This is a genomic window from Campylobacterota bacterium, from assembly GCA_040752835.1.
In the GTDB taxonomy this organism is placed as follows: Bacteria; Campylobacterota; Campylobacteria; order Campylobacterales; family Sulfurimonadaceae; genus Sulfuricurvum.
In genome coordinates, this window is the sequence record JBFMGG010000004.1 from 1 (window position 1) to 25,625 (window position 25,625).

Genomic DNA, 25,625 nt, shown 5'->3' on the forward strand with positions numbered 1-25,625 from the left:
TGAGGTTATCAATTATGGTGTGTCAATCGATAAGCTGGCTCAGATGCTAGAGTCTGGACAGATGAGATTTGACGTTTAAGTTTCAGAGGGTCAAAAATGGAAATCAACCACTTTTTAAAGAGACCCGTATTTTTTCTGCTTGAACAGCACCTGCGCCTTTTTGTAAAGTGCTTTGCGTCCGACGCTTTCGTTACCGTAGCGCTGTATCAGTTCGTCGTATTTTTTGATCTGCCCGGTTGCATTGCTCTCCTGCTCTTCAAAAAAGAGGCCGTCTTTTGCACGCCGCACTTCCGCGACGTAATCTCCGTATTTGTATGTTTTGAGGTATTCGTTGAACCGTTTGAGCGCTTCGCTCTTGCGGTCTGCCTGAGCAAGACGCAGCCCGAGATTTTTCAACAGTACTTCGTGCTCGGCGCTTTTGGGATCGGCACCGTTGAGAAGTGATTCGGCGATTCGTATTCCCGTCTTAAAATCTTTGCGGTATACGAACGTATCGGACATGTTGATCGCATCGTTGCGCACTTTCGTAAAATATTTCGGATTGGCTTTGATGATTTTGTCGGCATATTCGGCCGCTTTGTCCGTATTCCCGCCGCTCAGTTCCATCTGCGCGAGCCTGAACGCCGCCTGGGATGCGACATCGACGTCCTGGGTCGTATCCAGCGCTTTCTGGTAATAGTACATGGCGCGTTTGGGCGATCCGCCGAATTCAACCTGCTTGGCCTTGTAAATCATTCCCACGGCGGCGAAAGGGCTGTCGCCGTGTTCCTTGAACAGACGGTCGTAGAAATAATCGGCATCCGCCGTCTGTCCGAGTTTCCCGTAGGCATTGGCCGTGTCGGCGAGGACTTCGGCGACATGCTGATCGGACGAATAATCGCGCAGAAACTGTTTGGCGATCTCGACGACCTTTTCATGGTTCCCGCGCTCGTGATAGGCCCGGATCTGATGAAGCATCAGCTCACTTCGGAATACCGTTTTCGGGTAATGTTGCAGGGTGTACTCGGCCAAATCCAGTACCTGTGCATAGTCTTTGGCGTCATATGCCTTTTTCATATGCATGTAGTCGGTAACGTCCTGGGCCCGCGTAATTTTGATCGGATTGCCCTTAAGGTCGAGTCCTCCGACATAGGGCTCGATGTTCTTTTCGATTCGGACCGGAAAATTGATGGCCGACGATCTCGGCGGCGGCGCATCAAGCAGAGGGGGTATATACTCATACCCCATCACGGTCCACTGTTTCGCTTTCGCCGTCTGCGCGGCATAAGTCTGCGTCGATTTCGCGAGACTGAAGGCGACGGGATAGAGTTTCATTTTTTTCTTGGGGAAAATCGAGACCGTATAGCCTTTGGAAGTTGCGGCTCCGGTAATTTTGAAATGGGCGTTTTCGATCGGTGAGAATTTTTTCGGCGAAAGGGGGGAAAAACGGCAATCGATCCGTTTGGTTTCGTCGAACTCGTTGTTCAGGGCACGACATTCAAAGGGGATATTGTCCTGAAGGTGCAGAATACTGTAGGGCCTGGAATCTTCTTTACCGCTTTGGAGCGTGAGCTCCATCGCAAAAAGGGGAAAGCAGAGGGATAGAGCTATCCAGTACCGCACTATTCCCCCTTTCGTAAGATGATTAATAACCGCTATTATACACGAATAAAGTTATGACTTCCAACAACGGATTGACCGCGAAAACGGCAAAAATCGTTCCGACGGCCGCGACACCGATAATCGTTTTGAGCGAAAGCGATGCGTTCATCAGGTAGTATTTATCGTACCCGACCATCGGCTCCTTCATGAACATGAAAACGATCAGTTTGAGGTAGTAATATCCCGCGATCGCCGAGTTAAGCGCCATAATCAGCGCCAGCAGCGTATAACCGGCACTGACGGCGGAGCCGATCATGTACATTTTGCCCCAGAACAGGCCAAAAGGCGGAATACCCGCCAGAGAGAGCATAAACAGACCCATCATGATCGCCGCCATCGGCATCGTTTTGACCATTCCCGAGAATTTTTCGTAAGGGTGGTCGGAACTCTGCCCCGGAAGAAGGTTCTTCTGACGGTTGACCCACAGCATGGTGAAAGCCCCGAGATTGGTGAAACTAAACAGCGCCCAGTACAGGAAAAGACCCGTGTTGGCCTGCGTCGTACCGATCAGGATCGCCGCCATGACGAATCCGGCATGGGAAATCGAACTGTAGGCGAGCATCCGCTTGACATCGGTCTGGACCAATGCCCAGATGTTGGCGGCGGTCATGGTCACGACGACCCCGATATAGAGGATCACCTGCAACCATACCACACCGCTGTGGACGAGGAACTCGAACAAACGCATCGCGACGACGAACGCCGCGATTTTCGGAACGATCGACATGTATCCGGCAAGCGCCGCGGACGACCCTTCGTAAACGTCGGGAGTCCAGGTGTGAAACGGTACCATCGAGAGTTTGAACCCGAATGCCGCGATCATGAAAGTGACGGCGATCAGGACGTATCCGATGTTGCTGTAGTGATCTTCCGCAAGGACGGTGGCGATCTGGTTGATCTCGACCGAACCGCTGATCGCGTAGAGAATCATTGCACCGAACGCGTAAAAACCGGCCGCAAGCGCACCCATCGTAAAATATTTGACCGCCGCTTCAAACGATTTGGAGCGGTTGTGCAGCGCGATAAGGGTATAAAGCGCCAGTGAAGCCGTTTCCAATCCGACGAAGACAAGAATCAGGTTGTCGGTGGCGACCATGAACTGGAAACCCGCGATCATGAACAAGAACAGGGCGAAATACTCCGGATAGTTGTACTCGTGAAACCGTTTGGAGGTAAGTGCCAACGGAATAAAGAGCATCGAACCGGCCACGATGATGATCTGGGAAAGGATCGCGATCCCGTCCATCAGCATGACGTCGAAAAATCCAAGCACCGTTCCGTTTTTCAGGAAGACACCCCCGAAATCGATCAGGGCCCCCAAATCCAGAAGCAAGAACAACAAGGCGACCATGACGTACAGAGACTTGTGGAGTCCCTCTTTGACCAAATCGATCATCAGGATCGACAGTGCACCGACAATGGCGATGAGCATCGGAGCGAGCGTCGCGAGGTTCAGCGACGCCAGCGATACGTTAACGGGCTCCAACATTAGTGTGCCTCCTGCATTGTAATGATCCCGTTCGACTCGGAGAGGTTCGGGATACGCGCCTTGGCTTCGGCGCTTTGCGCTTTGTCGTGCATCAGCTGGATGACCGATTCGACGCTGTTATTGATGGGTTCGAGAACCGGTTTGGGATAAACCCCCAGCCAGATCGCGATGATTACGAGGGGAACCAGGCCCACCATTTCAACTTTGTTGACGTCTTTGAGATTCTTATTCTCTTCTTTGGTCACCGGCCCGAAGAACGCTTTTTTGTACGCCGAGAGCATGTAGATCGCGCCGACGATGATCGCCACACCTGCAGCCAGCGTCATCGCGTGGGACTGTTTGTAGAACCCGAGCAGGCTCAGGAATTCCCCGACGAAGTTGATCGTCAGCGGCAGACCGACCGATGCCATCATCATGATCCCGAAAATGGTCGCATAGCGGGGCATCACCGATGCCAGGCCGCCGAATTCGCTCATCAGTTTCGTATGGCGGCGGTCGTAAATCACTCCGACAAGAAGGAAGAGCGCGCCCGAAACAACCCCGTGCGCGATCATCAGGAATACCGATCCGCTGACCCCTTCGACGTTCAACGCGAAGGTACCGAGAATAATGACCCCCATGTGCGAAATCGAGCTGTAGGCGACGACTTGTTTGATGTCTTCCTGGGCGTAGGCGACCATTGCCGTATAAATAATCATGATGATCGCGATGATCGCGATCGGGAACATGAAAAAGACCGATGCGTCCGGAAAAAGCGGAAGCGAAAAACGGACGAACGCGTAAGTTCCCATTTTGAGCAGAATTGCCGCAAGGATCACCGAACCGATGGTCGGTGCCTGACCGTGGGCATAGGGCAGCCACGTATGGAACGGAAACATCGGAACTTTGATCGCGAATCCGAGGAAGAACGCGACAAAGAGCCAGATTTGAAAGTTCTCGGGCAGAATCAGACGATACCACTCCAGGATCGAAAAGCTCCACGCCCCCGTCGCCTGATAGTAAAAGTACGCCATGAAGAGCATCCCCACGAGCATCACCAGCGATCCGGCAAACGTATAAAGGAAAAACTTGATCGACGCATAGATACGCAACGGTCCGCCCCATGCACCGATGATGTAGAGCATCGGAACGAGCGAGAGTTCCCAGAAGACGTAGAACACGATGGCATCCAACGCCGCAAACACGCCCACCATCGTCATTTCAAGGAACAACAGGGTGATGATCATGTCTTTGACGCGGCGTGTTTCGGTCAGCGACGCGATACCGATCAACGTAAAGAACGTCGACAGGATAATAATGAAAAGCGAAATCCCGTCAACCCCGAGCAGGTAGTTGATACCGAATGCCGGAATCAGCGGTGCGGCTTCCATAAACTGCATCCCCGAAACCATCGGGTCGTACGCATACCACAACCACAGGGAGAGGAAAAACTCGATCCCCGCCACGGCGATACCGTAAGCGCGGATACTGTCTTGTCTGACAACGAACCCGAACATCGCGGCCAATGCCGGGAAGAAAATCAAAAGCGATAAAATATGATCCAACATCATTACTCCTTAAGCGCCGACCGCGTTGTAACCCACGGTAAAGGCAACGGCAAGCGCCAGCAAAACGACCAGGCCGACCACCATCCAGCGTAACATGCTGGAGAGGTTGCCGTTCTGGATATCCCGGGTATTCTCACCCGTTTTGTAGATCGCGTTGGCGATCGCGTCGACGGTAGCGTCGACGATTTTAAGGTCGATCTGCTTCCATGCGATTTTCGAAAGTTCCAGATAAGGCTTCGAAAACACTTCGTCGAAAAACTTCGGAATATAGTACTGATTCCACAGCAGTTTGTAGCAGAAACGGTTTTCCATTTTCGAGGTTCCGTCCGGAACGCTACTCCAGTTGGCGTATTTTTTATACGCGAACAAAATCGCCGCGATGACGAAAAGCTGCGTCCCGATCGTCATGATCCAGTAGGTCATCTCGCTGTGGACATGGTACTGCGTCGACGGAAGCAGGTTGATCACCAGCTGATAATAGGTCATTTTGAACGCCCCGGCGATCACCGCAAGGACGAGCAGCGGGCTCATCGCGACCAGCATGAATTTATACGCTTCGTGCGGATGGATGCCGAAGAGTTTGTAGCGCTCTTCCCCGTGGAAGATCAGAGCGACCAGACGGAACGAATAAAACGCCGTCAAGCCCGCCGTGAGCAACAGAACCGTATACAGCACGTAGTGGTGCTCGACGAATGCTACCTCGAGGATCAGGTCTTTCGAGAAGAAACCGGCCAACGGATAGATTCCCGCCAGCGCAACCGATGCGACCGTCATCATCACGAAGGTCCCTTTCATCACTTTGCGCAGGCCACCCATTTTGAACGGGTCGAGTTCGTCGTGCATCGCGTGCATGACGTTACCTGCACCGAGGAACAGGAGGGCTTTGAAAAATGCGTGGGCCATCAGGTGGAAAAGAGCGACCCAGTAGGCGCCCAGACCGGCCGCAACGAACATGTATCCCAGCTGCGAGAGCGTCGAATAGGCGATAATCCGTTTCATGTCACGGTTCACGAGCGCCATCGAAGCGGCGAAGAACGCGACAAAAGCACCGAGGCTGGCGATAAAGAGCCCGACATTGGGGATCAGATCGTAGATCGGGTTGGAACGGACGACCAGATAAACCCCTGCCGTTACCATCGTCGCGGCATGGATAAGGGCCGAAACGGGCGTAGGGCCTTCCATCGCATCGGCCAGCCAGGTATGGAGCGGAAACTGCGCCGATTTACCCATTGCCCCGATGAAGAGGAAAATACCGATCCAGGTCACCACTTCCACCGGAAGGTTTCCGATTTCGGAAAACACGACGTCGTACTGCAGCGAACCGATGTTCCAGTAAACCAGAAAGAGTCCGATCAACATCCCCAGGTCGGCGATACGGTTCATGATGAACGCTTCGTTCGCCGCCCATGTGGCCGATTCTTTGTGGTACCAGAATCCGATGAGTCCCCACGAGCACAGACCGACCCCTTCCCATCCGATGAAAAGTCCCGCAAAGTTGTCGCTCATGACGAGAACCATCATCGAAAACACGAATGCCGACAGCCATGAGAAAAAGCGGTTGAATCCCTTGTCGTGGTCCATGTACCCGATCGAATAGATGTGAACGACCGTCGAGACGACGGTAACGACCATCATCATGACGACACTCACCTGATCGACGACGAAACCGAACGGAATGTACAGATCTCCCGTCGCCATCCACGTCATCAGTTCGACGTGTACCGTATGCCCGCTCATGACGTGGTTTAGCAAAACGGCGCTGCTGAGGAACGAAACGAACAGCAGACCCGACGTCACGTAGCCTGTGAGCTTGGTTTTGGGCGACGCGCCGAAGAGCGCCGCAAACAACGACCCGGCCAGCGGAGCGAAGAGGGCAAGATATAAGTAGAGTTCCATACATTATCCTCGCATTGAAGTCATTTGATCGAGATCGATCTTACCGGTACGTTTGTACCACACGATGAGCAGTCCCAGACCGACCGCTACTTCCGACGCCGCAATCGCGATGATAAAAAAAGCAAACATCTGTCCGCTCAGATCGCCGATGTAATGTGAAATCGCCGCAAACGCGATGTTGGTCGCATTGAGGAGGATTTCGGTCGCAAAAAACAGCATCAGCAGGTTTTTGCGGCGCATGACTCCGATCAGGCCGATCGCGAACAGCACGGTCGACAAAACCAGATAATGGGTAAGGGTAATTTCCATCAGTGTTCCCCTCTCTCTTGGTGTGTTGGATTCGATGCGTGCATCATCTCAATCTCCTCTTCGGCCATCAACGTGAGCGATTTGTCCATTTTCTTGCCGGCGAGAACGATCCCCGCGATCATCGCTACCAGGAGCATGACCGCCGCCACTTCGAACGGTACGAGGTATTTGGTAAACAAGACCATACCGACCGCCTGCGAGTTGCCCACTTCGGGGTTGATCGGGTAGAGCGCCTGGATGTTGTTGGAGACGATCGGTGCGACGAAAATCGCCACAACCAAAACGGCCGCCAGCACGCCGAGGACAAACACGATCTGAGGGTTGGTCCGTTTTTCGACGACGTTGCGGGTCGTATCGAAAAACATCATCCCGAACGCATAAAGTGCCATGACCGCACCGGTATAGACGATAATCTGGATCGCGCCCAGGAAATCGGCACCGAGGATAAAGAAAAACGCCGAGATAAAAATCATCCCCGCCGCCATCGCCGTGATGGCGTAGAGTGCCTGCGACGTCATGACGGTAATCGTAAACATGACAATCGTCAAGGCTGCAAACAGATAAAAAGCGATTGCTTCAAACATTCCTACTCCTTAATACGCAAGCGGGGTCTTTTTGACCGACGCGTCGCTTCCCGGGATTACGGCACCGAAGCCCGGATACTCTTCCTGCGCTCCCGCCTTGAGCAGATCAAGAGGGGTGAGCATATCGTCTTTGATGACGAAATGGGCACGCTGCTCGGAGGCGTTTTCATAACGCGGGCCGTGGACGATCGCCAGTTCCGGGCACACTTCCGCACAGTAACCGCAGAAGATGCAGCGCCCGAGGTTGATGCTGTACTCGGTCACCTCTTTACGGCTGTTCTCGTCGATCCGCGTATCCATCCGGATACAATCGGAGATACAGATCTTTTCGCACAGTCCGCATCCGATGCAGCGCTCATATCCCGATTCCCACAAGCGAAGGAGCTTGTGAACCGCGCGGTAACGCGGACCGATCGGAAGTTTCTCTTTGGGATACTGGACGGTGTGGATGTCGAATTTGATCATCTCCCGCAGTACGACCCACAAACCGACGAACAGCTCGCCGCTGAACGTCCGGCGGACCACCTGTTTGAACTTGTCCCATCCGCTCTCGGGATAGCTTTCGATATCGACGTAATAGTAGGCGCTTTTTTCGCTTACGTTACGGTCGGTAAATATCTCTTCGTGTCCATGATGCATACCACTACCCCCTTAGAACATCATCACGATGCCGGTAACGATAACGTTGAGCACGGCGATCGGCATTAAAACTTTCCAGCACAGCCACATGAGCTGGTCGGGACGGACATCCGGCCACGCGGCACGGGTCCATAGGAAAAAGAAGAAGAAAAACGCGACCTTGAGGATCAGCTGTACCGCCCCCGCAATCGTACCGTCACCGAAACCTCCGAGGAAGATGATCGCCATGACGAACGAAATAAAGAACATGTTCGCGTATTCCCCGATAAAGAACAGACCCCAGCGCATCCCCGAGTACTCGGTACCGAAACCGTCGATGATCTCGTGGTCGTTGGCCACGAGGTGAAACGGCGTACGCCCCGTCTCGGCAAACGCCGCAATCCAGAAAAGGATGAACGCTACCGGCTGCGACCAGACGATCCAGTTACCGATCCCGCCGGCTTGGTAGTTGTTGATGTCGATGAGCGAGAGCGATCCGACCATCATCAAAGGCGCCAGAAGCGAAAGCCCCGTAATCACTTCGTACGAAATGAAGATCGCCGCACTCCGCGCCGCCGAGATCAGCGACCATTTGTTCGCAGAGGCCATACCCCCAAGCAGCGGGCCGTACAAACCGATCGCCATCACCCCAAGAACGTAGAGAATCCCGACGTTGATGTCGGCAACAATCGGATGAACGGTATAGCCCATAACCGTAAACTGGGGCCAGAACGGAATCGCCGCAGCCGCCATGAATGCGGTAGCCGCGGTGATGACCGGGGCAATTTTAAAAATCGGCTTGACGACGTTTTGGGGAACGATATCCTCTTTCGTGAAGAGTTTGATCCCGTCTGCCATGATCTGAAGCAACCCGTATGGCCCGACGTGCATCGGTCCAAGGCGACGTTGCATGAACGCCAGAACCTTACGCTCGAAATAGGTACCGAACCCTGCAAGCGCGGAAAAAATCAACAAAATGACAACGATTTTGACGATCGTCTCAATAATGAATGCTGCATCCATTGTTTACACCTTTTGAATTGATACACTCGTAAAACGGTAACCGTCAAACAGTGCTTCGGAATTGATCTCTGTGTCAAACGTCGGTAGATACGCGATATCTCCGTCGATTTTGCCGTCACAAATCACGCTTACCTTCAGCTCGCCGCGCGCCGAGCGGAGGGAGACGCGGTCCCCTTCGCCCAGCCCGTTGGCCTCCATGTACGCTTTGGAAGCGTACAGGCCGCCCCGGCTTGAGAGCTGATGGGCCCGAGCCGTGAACGCGGAGAACTGCAATACGGGATTGGCCAGGTAGACGAGGCTTCCCGCCATCGCAGCCCCGGCGTCAAACGGAACGACGCTCTCATCGCCGCTTGTCGATACGGCGATGTTCTCCATAACGTACCCGCGAACCTCTTCCCCGCTGTTGGTGTAATAGTTCGGCAGGGCATCGAATTCAACCGCTTTGAACCCTTTTTCGACCGGGAGCTGTTTCGTGTACTCGACGGTCAATTTCGCATCAAGCCCGAGCGCGTTGGCAACGTCATTGAGGACATACCCTCCGTAGGGCAGCGCAACGTTGGTCGGGTTGACCCGTTTGTCGATTCCGCTCAGAGTCCCCTCTTGCTGGTTCAGTGCCGGCATATCCAGATCGCCGTTCCCCAGCGCACTGAGAGTGAAGTCGCCCGTCGTGTTGTAACCGACGGTGTAGCTGCCGCACTCCGAATCCAGGTCACAGATCATCGCTACGCCCAGCGTATTGGCAAGGTTCGGAATCATCGTCACGCTAAACGGCGTATATTTTTCGATCAACGCAACCAGACGCGCACAGTTGGCGCTGTTGGGATGCGTATACAGGTCAGGACCTACCATCAGAGCGAATTTCTCTTTTTTGGCAAGGTATTTTTCGAGCGTTTCGGCAAATTTGTCTCCGGCGTTGAGCAGCGCGAACAACGCGTTGTCATCCATTTCGACCTCTTTGGAAACCTTTTTCTTGACCGTCTTGGTCACCTCTTCGCTCACCTCTTCCTCGACGCCGGTCTCTTCGTTGAGGACTTTCTTGGTCACCGTTTCGGTCACTTTCTCATCCACCGTCTCTTCGACGCTCACCGTTTTGGTCGAGTGGAATCCCGCCAGATACGAAACGATCCCGGCGGGCATGGCCGATTTGTCGCCGAAAAGGTCGAGGATCAGATACAGTGCCGCCTCTTCCATCATCGGCGCATGCTGGATCTGGGTAACGTTTTTGGACATCTCTTGGATGACCGGATCGGCGATCGGGTGGAAATACAGCCCCGCACCCTTATTCATCGACAACGCGTTGTTCATCGCGAAACGGGCGTTGGGGTTGTCGGTTTTGAGCGCGCTCCCGATCGAGACAACGAAATCGGCTTCGTGAACCTGTTTCAGATCGCCGCCGTAGAGGCTTTTGCCGCTGATCGTACCGTAGGCGTTCAGGAAGTTCTTAAATACGCGCGCTTCTTCATTGATGAGGCGATAGCCGTATTTGGCTTTGAGCTTCTGAAGGATCAATGCTTCCTCATTGGTGATCGTCGAGGTAAAGCGGATCGTATCGGCTTTTTTGAACGCTGCGATCGCCGCTTCGAATGCTGCGGGATTTTTGACGACGCCGCGATTTTCAAAATCGTAGCCGTAGCGTCCCGCACCGCAAAGGGAAACGTAGTTCCACTCGTTTTTGACGCGGTAGATTTTAGGCTCGGTATTTTCGATGCTCGTGTGTTTGATGTCGTAGCTGAGCTGACATCCCGCCGAACAATGGGCGCACGTCGCGGGGATCTGTTTGTGTTCCCATGCGTTTGACGTATATTGATAGTCCGAACTCACCAGTGCGCCGACCGGACATACCGCCGAACACTCGCCGCAGTCGGTACAATCGAGCGTGTCGCCGCCGTTGGGGGCAATCAGCGACTTGTTGAGTTTGTTCCACATCGCGTAGGCGTCTTTGGGCATGCTCTCTTTGAATGCCGGGTCAATCGCGTCGCTGCCGCGGGCAACCGTCGAGAGGGCCGCATCCCCGATCATGTCTTTACAGACGGTGATACACCGTTCGCACATGATGCACAATGCGGGATCGTAGTGGATGAATCCCCAGTCCTGTGCCGGTTTGTGGGTGTCTTTGATCGCATAGGTCTGCGAGTCGACGCCCACTTCAAGGGTATAGTTTTGGAGTTCGCATTCGCCCGACTGGTCGCACACGCCGCACTCCAGCGGGTGGTTGACGTCGTAAACTTCCATAATCGCGCGGCGCTCCAGCTCGATGTTGGGGGTAGTCGTCGTAATGTTCATCCCCTCTTTGGCTTTCGCGTTACACGCATAGACCTGTTTTCCGTCGGCTTCGACCAGACAGATACGGCATGCCAGCGTCGGCGAACACCGTGTCAGGTAACAGATCGCCGGGATAAAAATACCATTGGCACGCGCCGCGTTGAGGATGTATTCCCCCTCTTGCGTCTGAACCGTGCGGCCGTCTATGGTAATCGTTATATCACTCATCCTTCACTCCCCACCCTCGAAATTTTCACTTTTTCGAATCGGTAATTATCGTTTGCCGGTCCGTATGCCCCGTCGTATGAAGGGACCAGCGCGACGGTCCCTTTCAGGGAACCGTCGAGGACGAAAATCCTCTCTTCGCTTCCGGATCCGAATTCAATGCGAATTTTATCACCGTTCGCAATTTTTGCGGCAGCCGCAAACTGCGCCGAACCGCGCAGGGCTGTATCTTTTTCGAGCTGCCGGCTCTGCGCCGTATACGCATTGAACTGATTGACCGGATTGCAGCGGTAAACCACCGTTCCGTTGAATTCGGGCAGATCGTCCACCTCTTCGAGCGCTCCGCAGGCTTCGACGTCGACGTTTTCAAGGATGTAACCCCGGTTGTCTTCGCCCAGGGGCCCGAAAAAGTTGCCGAGCGAATCGAATTCACGCCCTTCAAATCCGCACGCTCCGGGGAGCTGCACCGTATAATCGATCGTATACGCCGCCTCGACGCCCAGTTTTGCGGCAACGTCGTTAAGGGTATAACCGTTAAACGCCACCGCTACGTTGGTCGGCAGCACCTGGTTGTTCATGCTGACGAACGTCCCCTCCTGCGAATTGAGTGCGGGTAGGGGAAGCTGCGCATTTGCAAGCGATCCCATCGTATAGATGCCCGGAGCATTGTAACCGACCGCTTCTGCCCCGGTATCGGCATCGAGGTCGCAGATCAGCGAAACGCCGACCGTATTGACGCTTGGTGCGGCGACGACGACCGAAAACTCCGTATACGTTTCGATCATCGCGCACAAACGCGCAATGTTCTCGCTGCGGCGGTGATTGAGCAGGTCGCTCCCGATGACGAGGGTCTTGCGCTTGGCACGACCGAATGTTTTGGCGAGGCGTTCAAACTCTTCGTCGCCGACGTTGCTCTCGGCGCACAGGTATCCTTCATCAAGATCGTCGAAATAGCGGCGAATCTCTTCGGCGATGTCCGATTCTTTGAGGAGGGTTTTGGCGAGCATCGCCGCGACCCCTTCTTCGGTCCCCACTTCGTATTTGACGTATTGCGTCACGACGTTTTGCAGCAACGCGTCTTCGAGCGGATGCATGTACACGACTTTGGCCCCGTTGTGGCGGGCCGCCGTCGTCACGCTGTAGCGCAATGCGGGGTTATCGGTGGAGATCCGCCCGCCGAATACGATGATGGCGTCGCTCGAAGCGACTGCCTCGGTACTTCCCCCGTAACTCTTTTTGCCGCTGATCGAACCGTAAGCGTTCATAAAGCGGCGGTACGCACGGGCTTCTTCATTATACAGTTTCACGCCGTGCGCTTCTTTGAGCTTTTGCAGGATCAGCGCTTCTTCGTTGGTAATCATCGAACCAAAACGGATCGCTTTGCATTTGCCGATCGCTTCTGCGGCACGTGCCAGTTCCGCTTCGTCTTTTTCCGCGTCGATGTTGAAATCGAATCCGAATCGACCCGCACCGCACAGTGTCGTGTGCTCGAAGTCGTTTGTGACGCGGTAGATTTTCGGCTTGCCCCCAAATGCGTTCGAAGTGTGGCGCACCTCATAGGAGAGCGAACACCCTGCCGAACAGTGCACACACGTCGCGGGAACCTGACTCAACTCCCACGCGTTGGCGCTGTACTGGAAGTCCGAGCTCACCAGTGCACCGACCGGGCAGACGGCGATACACTCGCCGCAGAACGTACAATCGAGCGTCTCGCTGTTTTTGGGAATGACGGAAGATTTGTATCCCCCGAATTGCAGCGTAATCGCATCGTCTCCGATAATTTCGTTACAGACGTGAACGCATTTTTCGCACAAAATACACAGTGACGGATCGTAATTGATCAGTCCCCAGTGCTCGATTTTGCGGTGTTGCTCTTTAGCACTGAAGTGCTGGCGGTCAACGCCGAATTCGAGCGTCTTGTTCTGCAGGTCGCACGCTCCGGATTTGTCGCAGACGCCGCATTCCAAGGGGTGGTTGACGTCGTACAGACGCATGATGTTCGTCCGTTCCGTTTTGAGTTTCTCCGAGTCGATCGTAACACAGAGCCCCTCGGTCGGAGGAGTCTGGCAGCTGAGGACGAACCCGTCGGTCTTGTCGGTCTCCACCACGCACAATCGGCACGAGGCGCACGGCGTCGTTTTTTCAAGGTAGCACATCGTCGGAATGTAAAGTCCCGCTTTGCGCGCCGCCTGGAGGATCGTCTCCCCTTTTTGCGCAGTGACGGGCTGGCCGTTAATCGTAAAATTGATCATCCATCCCTCCTTAGTGCGCGACCATCGCAATGTAATAACAGCGCATGCAGCGCTCCGCTTCGGAAAGTGCTTCTTCCTGCGTAAAGCCGTATTTGACCTCACGGTTGTTGTCTTTGCGTTCGTCGACCGTGAGGACTTCGCTGTGGGCTCTAGGCAATCCCGGAAGCCATCCTTTGATCTTCTCTTTCTTGTTGTAGACCTTGAGTTTACGGAGGTGGTCTTCCATAATCTCCTCGTCGGTGAGAGTGATTTCGCCGGTCTGCACATAGCGCGAAATCACCGAAGCCGCACGCTTGGCCTGTCCTACGGCGTTGACGATCGTCATCGGGCCGTATTCGCAGTCACCTGCCGCAAAAATCCCTTTGCGCGACGTCATGTAATCCTTGCCGTTCGTTTTGATCGTCGCCCATGAGGTGCGCTCGATCTCCCACTCTTCGGGAAGGAGTTTGAGATCGGCGCTCTGGGAAACGGCCGGAATCAGATAGTCCACGTCGATGTCGAACGACGCTCCTTCGATTTTCTCCAGCGTAGGACGTCCGCCGTTCGGATCGGGAACCAGTTCGAAACGGTCCACCGTCAGCGATTTGAGGACGTCGTTTTCATCGTTCATTTTCGCAACCGCAGAGTGGAAAATAAATTCGACCCCCTCTTCGACCGCTTCGTGGTACTCTTCGTAGGTCGTGTTTTTGATGATTGTCGCTTCGTCGCGGCGATAGAGCATAATCACTTTTTTCGCACCGGCGCGGATCGAACAGCGTACGACGTCCATCGAGGTGAACCCCCCTCCGACGCACGCAACCGTTTTGCCGGTCAGATCGACCCAGTTTGTCGGAAGCATGTGCCGCTTCTGGTCTGCTTCGTCGACCATGATGTCGTATTTGACCTGGAGGTTGATTTTATCGAGAAAATCGATCGCTCCCCAGTATCCCTGAATTTCTGGACGTTCGTTGTCACAATAGACTTTTTTCGAAATCCGTGTTCCCGTCGCGACCAGGATGGCGTCATAGTCCTGTTCGAACTGACGCATCATGTCGGCGGTGACTTTCGTATTGGTGATAAAATTCACCCCCAAATCGCGAACCGCTTCGATGTCCTGATTGTATTTGTCGATCGGCATCCGGTATTCGGGAACCCCGACCGCGACTTCGCCGCCGAGAACCGGGAGTTCCTCGTACACGTCGACGTCGATCCCCTCCAGCGCGAGGTAATACGCTCCGGTCAGACCCGCAGGCCCTGCACCGATCACCGCCACTTTTTTGCCGATTGAGGACTTCTTCTGCGCAGGGTGGAAAAATCCGAAACCGTGATCGGTTTCGTAGTCGGCACCCAGACGTTTGAGCTCCATGATCGAGATCGGTTCGTCGAGATTCGCGCGGCGACATTCGGTTTCGCAGGGATGGGGACAGACCCGTCCGCAGGTATGGGCCAGAGGCATCGTCTGGCGCGTCGCCATCAGCGAGTCGTCAAACCGCAAGTCCCGTACCCCTTCGATGTACGCAGGGATATCGACGTGCGCCGGACAGGCATCCATACAGGGGGCCGTGATCTTGGCGATATAATTCGTATCGTCCATGTGGTAGTGTTTGGAAGGTTTTTGTCCTTCGATGCACGCCATGAATTCCGATTCGAAATGATTCATCAAATCCAGCAGCGGATTGGGAACCGTTTTGCCGATTTCACATTTGGAGGTTTCCTGCATCGTACGGGAAACTTCCTTGAGGTGTTCCATGTCGGCTACCGAACCTTCGCCCCGCGCGATTTTATCGAGCAGGTCGTAGAGAATCCGCCCGCCCCAGCGTCCCGGTGCGCACCGTCCGCACGCTTCGGAATAGACCTGGTACTGGGCGGCGTATTCCGTAGCCAGACGAACGACGTCGACGTCCGGGCTGAACAGCGCGACGCCGTCCCATCCGATAAACGCTTTGGAAGAGGCGTGTTCGTTGTATTCAAGCGGTAGGTTATAGGCAGAATTTTGCCACTCTTCATCGGATTTTCCGATGTTGTTGACCTGCTCACCCCGCCACGTGGAGAAATAGACTTTGCTCACGACGGTTCCTTATTTTTTGACCACGATGGTCCAGTCGGCTTCGTTGAACTTGAGCGAGTTCATCAGTTCGAACCCGAGTTCTTTGACCAGGTCAGCCGATTTTTGAACCGGTGAAAAATCGCCGATTTCAAACAAAAAGATCACCACTTCTCCGGCTTTCGCCTCGTTTTTAAGGATCTCTCCCATCCGACCGTAAAAATCATCTTTGAGATGACGCAAATCGTAACGTTTCATCTTTTCTCCTCTTAACGGTCTACTTCACCGAAGACGATGTTGGTCGTCCCGATGATGGATACAACGTCCGGAATGTAATGGCCCGGCAAAAGATCGGTCAGGATCCCCGTGTGCCAGAACGACGGCGCACGGAGTTTGAGACGGTACGGATACGCGTCTCCCTGTGAGTTGATGTAATACCCCAGTTCCCCTTTGGGAGACTCGGTCGCGACATATACCTCGCCGACCGGAGGGCGCATCCCCTGCGTTACAAGGACGAAATGCTGCATCAGCGAATAGTTCTGCGTCATGATGTCGATTTTCGGAGCCGAAATGTACTGCGGAGCGTGCGCCATCAGCTCCGGGCCGGTCCCTTCGTACATATCGATTACCTGATACAGGATTTTCGCCGATTCGCGCATCTCCGCCATGTAGAGTTTGTAACGGGCATAGTTGTCCCCTTTGTCCGAGACCGGAACGTTGAACTCCACTTCGTCGTAGAGTTCATACGGTTCCTCTTTACGGATATCCCACTCGACGCCGGAGGCGCGGAGCATAATCCCCGAACAGCCCCAGCTCAGCGCCATCTCTTTGGAGATCACCCCGACGTTTTCCATCCGCATTTTCCAGATACGGTTGGAGTCGAGGAGGTCTTCGTAATCTTTGATGTTTTCGGGGAGCTTGTCGAGGAACTTTCTCAGATCGTCGATGAAGTTGTCCGGCAGATCGAGCGGTACTCCCCCGATGCGGACCGCGGCATGGGTCAGACGGGCGCCGCAGTAGTCTTCGATCAAATCCATCAGGTATTCGCGCTCGCGGAAAGCGAAAAGGAAAACCGTCATCGCCCCGATATCGAGGGCCGTCGTCGCCAGCCAGAACAGGTGCGACATCAGACGGTTCGTCTCCAGCAGCATCATCCGGATTACTTTCGCCCGGCGCGGCACTTCGAGGCCGATGAGGCGCTCGACGGCGAGGGCGAAGCCGTAGTTGTTCGAGCTCGATGCGATGTAGTCCATCCGGTCGGTGGTCGGCATGAACTCGTTGTAGATCATGTTTTCCGCCATCTTCTCCATCCCGCGGTGAAGGTACCCGATGTCCGGATGGGCTTTGGTGATCTGCTCTTGCTGAAGGTGGAGCATCAAACGCAGCTGCCCGTGGGCAGAGGGGTGCTGCGGACCGAAGTTGAGGATCAGTTCGTTGTCGTCACGGTCGAACGTGATGTTTTCGAAAAAAGGTCTGAGTCTGTTGGGTTGTTGCATGCTTGATCCTTAACGGTCGCGATCGGTGATCGTAACGGTTTTTTGTGCGTCGAATTTATCAATCATAAAGGCGCCGCCTTCTTCCTGGTACTGGACCGGTGTATCCGGCTCGCCCTGGCTGATATCGGCACCGCGCGGTACTTCGTGTCCCAGACGGGCGAAACGCTCGGTATCGTAACGGTCTACCCGTGCGCTGTCACGGTTTTCGGGCCCGATGATGTCACGCGCTTCTTTTCCGAAGATTTTGTCGACTTCATACCATTGCGCGAATTCATCCCCCTGGAGCGGATAGGTTTTGCGCAGCGGATACCCTTCCCAGTCATCCGGCATCAGGATCCGTTTCATATACGGGTGGTTGTTGATGACGATTCCGAACATGTCGTACATTTCGCGCTCACTCCAGTCAGCGGAACGGAAGAGCTTCTCGACGCTTCGGATCGACTCTTTTTCGGCAATTTTGCATTTGACGCGGACGCGCTTGCGCTTGCTCATGGAGAGCATCTGGTAGAACACTTCGAATTTCCCTTCCTGCGCAAGCCAGTCGATGGCGCTCAGCTCGCTGAGCTGGCAGTATTCGCGCTCGTTTTTGAGGAGTTCGAGGACGCCGTAGTTGTCGGCGGCGTTGATGACGACCACCATCTGCCCCACCTGGATATAGGCATCGAGAACCTCGAATGACGCTTTGATCGCGGCAAGGTCTTCGGCAAAAACCGCATCTTCGTTCACATCGCTTTTGGCAACCTGCGGGGCAACCCAGTAACGGTCGGTATAGTAAGGTTTTTTCTGTACGTTGTCTTTGGGCGTATAGGCTCTCATTACATCAACCTTTTTGGTTTTTGTGATTTATTCGCGCTTTCGCGACGGATTTTCTGCTGAAGCAGCATCACGGCGTACTGAAGGGTTTCAGGACGCGGGGCACAGCCGGGGAGGTAAAGATCGACCGGGATGACGCGGTCAACACCCTGCACGGTCGCATAGGTGTTGAACATACCGCCGGTGTTGGCGCACGATCCCATCGAGATGACCCATTTGGGTTCGGTCATCTGGTCATACAGACGGCGGATAAACTCGGCGTGTTTTTTGGTCAGCGTCCCCGCAACGATCATCAGTTCCGCCTGACGCGGTGAGGCACGGAAAATCGTACCGAAACGGTCGAAGTCGTAGCGCGACGCACCCGAAGCCATCATTTCGATACCGCAGCATGCCAAACCGTACGTCAGCGCCCACAGCGAATTCGAACGCCCCCAGTTGACCACTTTGTCGATCGTCGTCAGTGCGACGGGCAAGCCGCCGTCTTTGAGATAATTTACTTGATGTTGTGCCATTCGAGCGCCCCCTTCTTCCACGCGTAAACAAATCCGATCGCCAGCAACAAGATGAACATCATCATCTCGGCGAAACCGAACCAGCCGAGTAATTTAAAATCGATTGCCCATGGAAACATGAATACGATTTCCACGTCAAACAGCAAAAACAGCAGCGCGAACAGGTAAAACTGCGTCGAAATACGGTTAGGCTGCTTGGTTACCTCCGGTCCGCATTCGTATACCGTCAGCTTCAGCTTTTCCGTATCTTTGGCCGCCAATGCGCGGCTGGCTAAGCGTGCGATTACCGTCGTGGCGTAAAACGCCCCGAACGTCAACACAAACAGTACAAATACCCCGAAATAAGGATTTGCGACGTTGTAATGCTCCATGATTCCGACCTCTTAGTGGTTGATGGCATACCCCGAAAACCCCATGAAAAAGGGCTCGGAAGTACGGTTTCTATAAAAACAGTTGTTGCACTATAACAAAAAGAGGATTAAACGAACCCTTATCATCTCCACATTTTCTGCGGACTGTAACGATAGGGAACAGATAAAAGAAGGTAAAGAAGAAAATATGTTAAATATTGTAACACATTGGGAGAAAAACGGTTTTAAAGTATCGAATTGCTACAATCCGCGAGGAAACCGTTCTCCCCCTCTCGGTCGAAAACGATGGGGAGTGCTACCATACGAATCAAATAGGGCTTACTGTTTTTCCTGAAGCATGCGGTCAAGGGTCGTAAATACACCGTCACTCGCATGTTCCATCTCTTCGAACGCACGTACCATCACATCCGAACCGATACTCTCGCCGTGCAGCAGGTCGAAAATTTTGTGCGTCGTATTGTGGACGATTGAATGGGGAGTTTCAAGCGCCCCGTAGCTTGGGGTCTGTTTAAAGAACTGCGCCCCTTCGCCCTGCTCGTACCATTTGCCCAGACGGCAGTTGTGGTGGTCGACAAACGTAAACTGCTCTTTCCGTGTTACGGCGGAGAGGTAGGTGTTGACTTTCCACAAAACGTGGTCGAGTTTTGCAAGGCTCATGAAAACCCGCTCCGCGGTGTGTTCGGTGCTGCCGAAGGTCTCGCGCATCATCTGCGCGTTGGTATGCATATTGGTGGTAAACGTCGCGATCGATTCGTTGGATTCGGAGATATTTTCCTGGATATTTTCGAATTTTTCCCCGATCGTCGTAACGTCCTGTTTCATCGACTGAAGCGAAATGTGGATTTCACTGATCGCTTTGTCGGTACGGTCGGCAAGCTTGCGCACTTCGTCGGCAACGACGGCAAAGCCGCGCCCGTGTTCGCCGGCACGGGCCGCTTCGATCGCCGCATTGAGGGCCAGCAGGTTTGTCTGGTCGGAAATGTCCTTGATCAGCCCCAGGATACTCGCAACGTCCTGGGCCCGTTCGGAAAGGGCCTGAACCGTCCCCATCGAGTCGAGGGCCAGAGCATTGAGCCCTTCGAGCGTGGTCGAAATTCCCGATGCCTTGTCGCCGAGATCGATGATGTTTTCAAGCAGCGAGGTGGACTGGGCGATGTTTTCGCGCGACGAAGCGACCGACGCGGCCATATTCCCCTGAATATCGAGGAGGTTGCGCTTGAGCTGTTCGTTTTGATAGGTCATCAGCGCCGTGGCGTTTTCGCATTGATGCGATGCCGGTTGCTCGGCCATAAGCGCTTCGCATTCGAAGACGCGTTCCTGGAGGCGGCGGTTCTCTTCCTGCATCGCCTCATACGCTTTTTTCAGATCGTAAAGCTCGTTTTTCAGTGCCCTGTCATCGCCGAACCAACCCATAACATCTCCTTCACGCACGGTATAGCATCATTGTCGATGCATTATACTACGTTTGTGTTGCAGATTCGTTGCACGATTGCCTGGAAAACAATCAGCGGTTGATGAAGCCCATCGATTTTTCTCCCTCGAAACTTCCCGAACGCTCTTTTTTGATTTCGGCGACGAAGTCATCAAGGCGGAACACCCCCTCTTTACGCGCGGCAACGTGGTAGGCGGTATTTTTGACAATCAGATTGATCTGTCCGCCCGTCAGCGGATAGGAGATGAGCGCTTCAACGTCGAACCCTTCTTCGTACGGGGCATTTTTGGGAAGCATCATCTTCCACAGCGACAGCCGCTGTTTCTGGTCGGGCTTCTTGAACTCGATCTTGTAGTTGAAACGGCGTGAAAACGCCTGGTCGATATTCTCGAGGAGATTCGTCGTCGCAATCAGTATCCCCTGGAATTTTTCGATCTGCTCAAGGAAGATGTTCTGCATCTGGTTGTGCATCTGGTCGGCCGACGATCCCACCCCTGACGAGCGTGACGAGAGGAACTGGTCAGCCTCGTTGAGCAGCAAAATCGGTTCGGTTTTCGTCTGGCGCGTCAGATCGGCATAGGTATCAAAGATCTTGCGGACGTTTTTCTCCGATTCCCCGACGTACATCGACAGGATTTTGGAGCAGTCGAAACTGAGCACCTGCCGTTTGAGCGATTTGGCGAGCGAATGGGCCGTCAGCGTTTTCCCCGTTCCCGGAGGGCCGTAAAATATGATCCGCGCGTCGATCCCCGCCTTTTTGTCTTTGATCCCCCACTCGTGCAGGCGCGATACCACTTCCCGGTCGAGCTGGCGCATCAGGTTCTGAAGCGTCTGTTCGGTCGTCGGGTTCAAAACGACGTTCTCCAGCGACGTCGAAGGCTCGATCAGCTCGAAAATGTCCTGTTCTTTGATCAGCATGTCGAGCTTGAGCTTTCGCACTTTTTTCTTTTTCTGGGGATGCATGATCGACTGAAGCACCTCATCGACGATGTAAAAAGCCCTGGAGATCCCGCCAAAGGGGTTGAGCATCTCTTCGTAATCGATCACATCCTCATTGATGAGCCGCGCGCCGTCTTCGAGAAGGGCGCGGTTTTTGATCCGTTCGTAGTCGTCGAAACTGATCAGGTCGATCAGTGTGTTCATTTCCCGCAGGTTCCCCTCCGTCGCGCTGTATTCTTCTTTGAGTAACGCGAGGAAAATCACCTGCTCTTTGGGCTCGAGTTTTTTGGTCTTGAAAAAACGGTCCAGTACGACATCGTGCGAAGTCTGCGCGATCCGCTCCTCGATCCGTTTTTCGAGGAGCTCGAGCTTTTTCTGGATCCGGTGGATCCCCAGGGAGTGCTCGTTGCCGTTGTGGCGGATGATGCTCATCTTCTGGTACAGCTCGATACGGAAAAACTGGTCTTGCAGGTATTCGAGATGATCGGCATAGGGCTTGATATCGGGAAGGGTCATCTCCAAAGAGCCTTCTTCAATCAGTTTCATGAAGACCGGTGTGAGGGCAACAGGGGTATTATAAAGCTCCAGCTGCGAAAGTTCGCTGATTTTGATCGGCGTGAACGAATGGTGGGTGAGCCATCCGAGTTCCATCAGCGTCTTGACTTCCCCGAAACGTGAAAGAAACGAATAGTCCTGCGCCCCGTATATCTCCTGGAGGAGTTCGGCGACGACGACGTCCTCTTGCCCCTGCAAAAATTTACGGGTCAGAAGCCGCAGGATTTTGGCTTCGTCGGCCGAGCATTTGAGATGCTGGAAAATATGGCTCTGTTCAATGACGGGATTTTCCAGAAAATCGATCAAATATTTCAAAAGTGTCCTTGTATGGTGGTCTGTGTAAATCGTCTATCCCTGCAGCCCGTAGAGCAGCCGGATCTCTTCGGCCCAGATCGTCTCGTCGATCGTCTCCAGAACAAGCGGAATGTCGTCCATGCGCGGATCGTTCATGATGTAGCGAAACGGTTCGATTCCCAGTTTCCCTTTGCCGATCGAATCGTGACGGTCGACGCGGCTCCCCAGATCGGGTTTGGAGTCGTTGATGTGCATTCCCATCAGGTATTGGAAACCGACGATCCGCTCAAACTCGTTCCATGTCGCTTCGTACGCTTCGGGAGTGCGGATGTCGTAGCCGGCGGTGAACATGTGGCACGTATCGATGCAGACCCCAACGCGCGATTTGTCCCCGATCCGCTCGATGATGGCGGCAAGGTGTTCAAATTTCCATCCCAGGTTGCTCCCCTGGCCCGCGGTATTTTCGATCACGAGGCTCACCCCCTCGGTCACATCGAGCGTCTCGTTCATCGACGCGGCGATCCGGTCGATGCACTCCTCTTCGCTGATCTGCTTGAGGTGGCTTCCGGGATGGAAGTTGAGCCGATCGAGTCCCAGCTGCATGCAGCGGCGCGTTTCGTCGATAAACGCTTCCAGCGATTTTTGCCGCTTATCCTCTTCGGGGTGCCCGAGGTTGATCAGGTACGAATCGTGCGGAAGAACGTGCTTGGGCAAAATACCGCTTTGGGCAAGGTTCTCTTTAAACAGGGCGATCGTCTCGTCGTCGAGAGGCTTTGCCGTCCACTGTTTCTGGTTTTTGGTAAAGAGGGCGAACGCCTTTGCCCCGATCGCCATCGCGTTGAGGGGGGCATTGAACACGCCGCCGCTGGCGGAGACGTGGGCACCTACATATTTGGCCATATTGAATTCCTGATAGTTGATAATGACATTTTAGCGCAGTTTGCGTATTCTCTCGGCGGCCTCTTGGAGTACCTCGAGCGGTTTAGAATAGCAAAAGCGGACCATGTTTTTCCCCGCATCGTCATGGTAGAACGCCCGTCCGGGGACGGAGGCGACCCCCGTGGCCTCCAGAATGGCCATCGCTTTTTCAAAATCGTCATTTCCCGCCACGCCGCTCACATCGGTCATGATGTAGTACGCCCCCATCGGGAGGCTTGGGGAGAGACCGGCATCGCGCAGTGCGGCACAGAAGAGGTCGCGTTTGTGCTGATGGACGCGGGAGAGTTCGGCGTAATACTCATCCCCGAGCTTCTCCAGCCCGACCGCAGCGCCGATCTGCAGCGGCGCGGGGGCGCAGACGTAGATCAGGTCGTTGAACTGCGCCATCGCCTCGATGACATGAAGCGGTGCAATCGCATATCCCAGCCGCCATCCGGTAACGCTGAAAACTTTGGAAAACCCCGACATCGTAACGCAACGCTTCGCGAGGTTGGGGACCGAGAGAGCGGGGACATGAACGGCACCGTCGTAAAGAAAATGTTCATACATCTCGTCGCTGAAGACGATCAGATCGTGTTTCTCGGCAAACGCACCGATCGCTTCGAGTTCTTTGCGGGTATAGACCTTGCCGCTTGGGTTGGCGGGGTTGCAGATCACCATCCCGCGTGTTTTGGGGGTCACCGCCGCTTCGAGGGCCTCCATGTCGAGTTCCCATTCGGGGGCTTCAAGCCGCACGAAGATCGGGACCGCCTCGATCGAGGTGAGTGTGGCGCGGTGGTAGCCGTAGTAGGGTTCGAACAGTATCACCTCGTCCCCCGGTTCGAGAAGGGAGAGGCACGCCGTGTAAAATGCCCCCGTCGCCCCGTCGCTGACCAGTACCTCGGAGGGAGAGACGTTGACACCGTAAAACCGTTTCATCTTCGCCGCAATCGCTTCGCGAAGACGGGACAGTCCTTCGGTCGGGGTGTAAATGTTGATCCCCTCGTCCATTGCCCTCTTCGCCCCTTCGATCACTTCGGAAGGAACGGGCAGATCGCATACCCCCTGCGCCATATTGATCCCGCCCGCGGCGTTGCAGGCCCCGGTCATCGACCGGATATGGGACTGTTCGATCGTCCCGCTGCGACGGCTGAGTTTCATGCTTGCTCCTCGTTCATAGAAAGAGCGCAATTATACCCGATACCGCAACACCTTCACGATTATGGCGACGAGGAGCACCCCCGACACAAACAGCAAAACCGCCCCCGTCTGCCACAGCCAGACGCTCTGCGACCATAACGAAACCGCGATCGCCGCCACCCCCGCAAGAGCGCTCCCCCATTGCGCGTCGGCCCACCGCGCCGGCAGGAGCTGATGGATCATCGGCACCTCTTCGTCGTCGATGCGGGGGGCAAAACGCTCGAACCACACCAGAAACGGCACGATCTTGTAAAGGTGGCCCGTAATCAAAAAACCGATAAATCCCGCCATCAGCAGCCAATAAACGATCAGCCAGTACCGCCCGTTTCCCTCGACGTACGCATACAACGCCAGGGCCAGCGCCGCGACGAGGGCCATGAACGCGACGGCTGTCGAACGTTCCCAGATGTCGGCGTAACGGCGTTTTTTGGAGGTGAAAATACGGTAAACGACCCGAAGGTAATACAATACCGAAAACAGCGCCGCCCCCAGCGATACCCCTTCAAGCCATCCGATTTGCAGCAGCGCGGCGAGCATCATCGTCAAAACCGCCGCGATCATCGCATAAAAGCTGAGGGCATGATCGTTGTCGGAGAACCGTTCGCACGCCCCGAACATCGGGAGCAGTACCGTGCTGACCCCCATCACGTTGAGCAGAACGTATCCCCCCAACACGCTCATCAGATGCGCGTAGAGCCATCGCAAGGGATCGATCACCCACGCTCCGGCATATCCTCCCGCCATCGCGATTCCGACCGCCAGCCCGATTCCCAGGAAAAACGTGCTCCACTGCATCGACCGGGTCACCGCGGTTCGACGGCGGCTGCGCCGAACGGTCACGAACAGGTCGAACGCGAAAAGGGCCAATGCGGCGACGATCAAGACGCCTCCCGCCAAAAGCCAGGCGGGATCGCGGATAAATCCCGCAGCCAGGAGCACGCTCCCGACTCCGAGCATGGGGGCGATCCACACGAACAGGACCGGGTAGCGGTGATGCACCTCCCCGACAACGACGGAGAGCTGTCCCATGGCCCCCGCAATCACGCTCATCACGAATCCGACCATGTACGCGTGCACCCATCCCAAAACCCGCATATCACCCGCCGAAACGGCAGGATCGATAAACCACAGATACCCCATCGAGAGGGCGTAAAAGAACGTACCGGCGAGAAAATAGGGGGCAACGACCCGCAGAGGGAGGGAAAAATCGGGGGAAACGTTCATCG

Annotated in this window: 21 protein-coding genes; all 21 read right to left on the minus strand. The window is 54.6% G+C overall.

Annotation, left to right across the window (positions count from 1 at the left end; all coding sequences use genetic code 11):
• Window positions 1-114: 114 nt before the first annotated feature.
• Window positions 115-1,602, minus strand: coding sequence for a tetratricopeptide repeat protein (locus AB1763_01790; GenBank protein ID MEW5831554.1), 1,488 nt, complete (start codon window positions 1,600-1,602; stop codon window positions 115-117).
• 22 nt (window positions 1,603-1,624) lie between these two features.
• Window positions 1,625-3,130 (minus strand): NADH-quinone oxidoreductase subunit NuoN, encoded by a 1,506-nt coding sequence (gene nuoN, locus AB1763_01795; GenBank protein MEW5831555.1) that lies wholly within the window; start codon window positions 3,128-3,130, stop codon window positions 1,625-1,627.
• The gene (locus AB1763_01800; GenBank protein ID MEW5831556.1) at window positions 3,130-4,677 is read right to left on the minus strand and encodes an NADH-quinone oxidoreductase subunit M; all 1,548 of its coding nucleotides are present in this window, start codon (window positions 4,675-4,677) and stop codon (window positions 3,130-3,132) included. Before AB1763_01800 ends, nuoN begins: the two co-directional genes overlap by 1 nt.
• Before the next feature lie 9 nt (window positions 4,678-4,686).
• Entirely contained in the window at window positions 4,687-6,573 is a 1,887-nt protein-coding gene (nuoL, locus tag AB1763_01805; protein MEW5831557.1) for an NADH-quinone oxidoreductase subunit L, read from the minus strand.
• A 3-nt stretch (window positions 6,574-6,576) separates the two neighbouring features.
• Window positions 6,577-6,882: an NADH-quinone oxidoreductase subunit NuoK gene (gene nuoK / locus AB1763_01810; protein MEW5831558.1), complete on the minus strand. Its 306-nt coding sequence runs from the start codon at window positions 6,880-6,882 to the stop codon at window positions 6,577-6,579.
• Window positions 6,882-7,466 (minus strand): NADH-quinone oxidoreductase subunit J, encoded by a 585-nt coding sequence (locus AB1763_01815; GenBank protein ID MEW5831559.1) that lies wholly within the window; start codon window positions 7,464-7,466, stop codon window positions 6,882-6,884. Before AB1763_01815 ends, nuoK begins: the two co-directional genes overlap by 1 nt.
• 9 nt (window positions 7,467-7,475) lie before the next feature.
• Window positions 7,476-8,105 carry an NADH-quinone oxidoreductase subunit NuoI gene (nuoI, locus tag AB1763_01820; protein MEW5831560.1) on the minus strand — a complete coding sequence of 210 codons (630 nt, stop codon included), beginning with the start codon at window positions 8,103-8,105 and terminating at the stop codon, window positions 7,476-7,478.
• Window positions 8,106-8,117: 12 nt separating this feature from the next.
• The gene (nuoH, locus tag AB1763_01825; GenBank protein ID MEW5831561.1) at window positions 8,118-9,107 is read right to left on the minus strand and encodes an NADH-quinone oxidoreductase subunit NuoH; all 990 of its coding nucleotides are present in this window, start codon (window positions 9,105-9,107) and stop codon (window positions 8,118-8,120) included.
• A 3-nt stretch (window positions 9,108-9,110) separates the two neighbouring features.
• On the minus strand, window positions 9,111-11,597 hold the full coding sequence (locus tag AB1763_01830; GenBank protein MEW5831562.1) for an NADH-quinone oxidoreductase subunit G: 2,487 nt from the start codon (window positions 11,595-11,597) through the stop codon (window positions 9,111-9,113).
• Window positions 11,594-13,846, minus strand: coding sequence for a 2Fe-2S iron-sulfur cluster-binding protein (locus tag AB1763_01835; GenBank protein ID MEW5831563.1), 2,253 nt, complete (start codon window positions 13,844-13,846; stop codon window positions 11,594-11,596). The genes AB1763_01830 and AB1763_01835 overlap by 4 nt, the downstream gene beginning before the upstream one ends.
• A 10-nt stretch (window positions 13,847-13,856) precedes the next feature.
• Entirely contained in the window at window positions 13,857-15,893 is a 2,037-nt protein-coding gene (locus AB1763_01840; protein MEW5831564.1) for an FAD-dependent oxidoreductase, read from the minus strand.
• Between the two features lie 9 nt (window positions 15,894-15,902).
• Window positions 15,903-16,127, minus strand: coding sequence for an NADH-ubiquinone oxidoreductase subunit E family protein (locus AB1763_01845; GenBank protein ID MEW5831565.1), 225 nt, complete (start codon window positions 16,125-16,127; stop codon window positions 15,903-15,905).
• 11 nt (window positions 16,128-16,138) lie between these two features.
• Complete coding sequence (nuoD, locus tag AB1763_01850) at window positions 16,139-17,365, minus strand: NADH dehydrogenase (quinone) subunit D (GenBank protein MEW5831566.1); 1,227 nt, start codon at window positions 17,363-17,365, stop codon at window positions 16,139-16,141.
• Between the two features lie 9 nt (window positions 17,366-17,374).
• The gene (locus AB1763_01855) at window positions 17,375-18,181 is read right to left on the minus strand and encodes an NADH-quinone oxidoreductase subunit C (protein ID MEW5831567.1); all 807 of its coding nucleotides are present in this window, start codon (window positions 18,179-18,181) and stop codon (window positions 17,375-17,377) included.
• Window positions 18,181-18,690, minus strand: a complete 510-nt coding sequence (locus AB1763_01860) for an NADH-quinone oxidoreductase subunit B family protein (GenBank protein ID MEW5831568.1) — start codon at window positions 18,688-18,690, stop codon at window positions 18,181-18,183. Before AB1763_01860 ends, AB1763_01855 begins: the two co-directional genes overlap by 1 nt.
• On the minus strand, window positions 18,672-19,061 hold the full coding sequence (locus tag AB1763_01865; GenBank protein ID MEW5831569.1) for an NAD(P)H-quinone oxidoreductase subunit 3: 390 nt from the start codon (window positions 19,059-19,061) through the stop codon (window positions 18,672-18,674). Before AB1763_01865 ends, AB1763_01860 begins: the two co-directional genes overlap by 19 nt.
• A 318-nt stretch (window positions 19,062-19,379) precedes the next feature.
• Window positions 19,380-20,474 carry a methyl-accepting chemotaxis protein gene (locus tag AB1763_01870; GenBank protein MEW5831570.1) on the minus strand — a complete coding sequence of 365 codons (1,095 nt, stop codon included), beginning with the start codon at window positions 20,472-20,474 and terminating at the stop codon, window positions 19,380-19,382.
• Window positions 20,475-20,565: 91 nt separating this feature from the next.
• Window positions 20,566-22,302: an ATP-binding protein gene (locus tag AB1763_01875; GenBank protein ID MEW5831571.1), complete on the minus strand. Its 1,737-nt coding sequence runs from the start codon at window positions 22,300-22,302 to the stop codon at window positions 20,566-20,568.
• Window positions 22,303-22,335: 33 nt separating this feature from the next.
• The gene (gene nfo / locus AB1763_01880) at window positions 22,336-23,181 is read right to left on the minus strand and encodes a deoxyribonuclease IV (GenBank protein ID MEW5831572.1); all 846 of its coding nucleotides are present in this window, start codon (window positions 23,179-23,181) and stop codon (window positions 22,336-22,338) included.
• 30 nt (window positions 23,182-23,211) lie between these two features.
• Window positions 23,212-24,360, minus strand: a complete 1,149-nt coding sequence (locus tag AB1763_01885; protein ID MEW5831573.1) for an aminotransferase class I/II-fold pyridoxal phosphate-dependent enzyme — start codon at window positions 24,358-24,360, stop codon at window positions 23,212-23,214.
• A gap of 30 nt (window positions 24,361-24,390) precedes the next feature.
• Entirely contained in the window at window positions 24,391-25,623 is a 1,233-nt protein-coding gene (locus tag AB1763_01890) for a hypothetical protein (protein ID MEW5831574.1), read from the minus strand.
• Window positions 25,624-25,625 lie beyond the last annotated feature (2 nt).

What these genes read in the sequence shown, in the direction of transcription:
- nfo (MEW5831572.1), bottom strand. Translation starts at nt 23,181, where the DNA reads ATGGCCAAATATGTAGGTGCCCACGTCTCCGCCAGCGGCGGCGTGTTC.
- AB1763_01855 (MEW5831567.1), bottom strand. Translation starts at nt 18,181, where the DNA reads ATGAGAGCCTATACGCCCAAAGACAACGTACAGAAAAAACCTTACTAT.
- nuoH (MEW5831561.1), bottom strand. Translation starts at nt 9,107, where the DNA reads ATGGATGCAGCATTCATTATTGAGACGATCGTCAAAATCGTTGTCATT.
- AB1763_01860 (MEW5831568.1), bottom strand. Translation starts at nt 18,690, where the DNA reads ATGGCACAACATCAAGTAAATTATCTCAAAGACGGCGGCTTGCCCGTC.
- AB1763_01835 (MEW5831563.1), bottom strand. Translation starts at nt 13,846, where the DNA reads ATGATCAATTTTACGATTAACGGCCAGCCCGTCACTGCGCAAAAAGGG.
- nuoN (MEW5831555.1), bottom strand. Translation starts at nt 3,130, where the DNA reads ATGTTGGAGCCCGTTAACGTATCGCTGGCGTCGCTGAACCTCGCGACG.
- nuoD (MEW5831566.1), bottom strand. Translation starts at nt 17,365, where the DNA reads ATGCAACAACCCAACAGACTCAGACCTTTTTTCGAAAACATCACGTTC.
- AB1763_01800 (MEW5831556.1), bottom strand. Translation starts at nt 4,677, where the DNA reads ATGTTGGATCATATTTTATCGCTTTTGATTTTCTTCCCGGCATTGGCC.
- AB1763_01865 (MEW5831569.1), bottom strand. Translation starts at nt 19,061, where the DNA reads ATGGAGCATTACAACGTCGCAAATCCTTATTTCGGGGTATTTGTACTG.
- nuoK (MEW5831558.1), bottom strand. Translation starts at nt 6,882, where the DNA reads ATGGAAATTACCCTTACCCATTATCTGGTTTTGTCGACCGTGCTGTTC.
- nuoL (MEW5831557.1), bottom strand. Translation starts at nt 6,573, where the DNA reads ATGGAACTCTACTTATATCTTGCCCTCTTCGCTCCGCTGGCCGGGTCG.
- AB1763_01870 (MEW5831570.1), bottom strand. Translation starts at nt 20,474, where the DNA reads ATGGGTTGGTTCGGCGATGACAGGGCACTGAAAAACGAGCTTTACGAT.
- AB1763_01885 (MEW5831573.1), bottom strand. Translation starts at nt 24,360, where the DNA reads ATGAAACTCAGCCGTCGCAGCGGGACGATCGAACAGTCCCATATCCGG.
- AB1763_01845 (MEW5831565.1), bottom strand. Translation starts at nt 16,127, where the DNA reads ATGAAACGTTACGATTTGCGTCATCTCAAAGATGATTTTTACGGTCGG.
- AB1763_01890 (MEW5831574.1), bottom strand. Translation starts at nt 25,623, where the DNA reads ATGAACGTTTCCCCCGATTTTTCCCTCCCTCTGCGGGTCGTTGCCCCC.
- AB1763_01815 (MEW5831559.1), bottom strand. Translation starts at nt 7,466, where the DNA reads ATGTTTGAAGCAATCGCTTTTTATCTGTTTGCAGCCTTGACGATTGTC.
- AB1763_01830 (MEW5831562.1), bottom strand. Translation starts at nt 11,597, where the DNA reads ATGAGTGATATAACGATTACCATAGACGGCCGCACGGTTCAGACGCAA.
- nuoI (MEW5831560.1), bottom strand. Translation starts at nt 8,105, where the DNA reads ATGCATCATGGACACGAAGAGATATTTACCGACCGTAACGTAAGCGAA.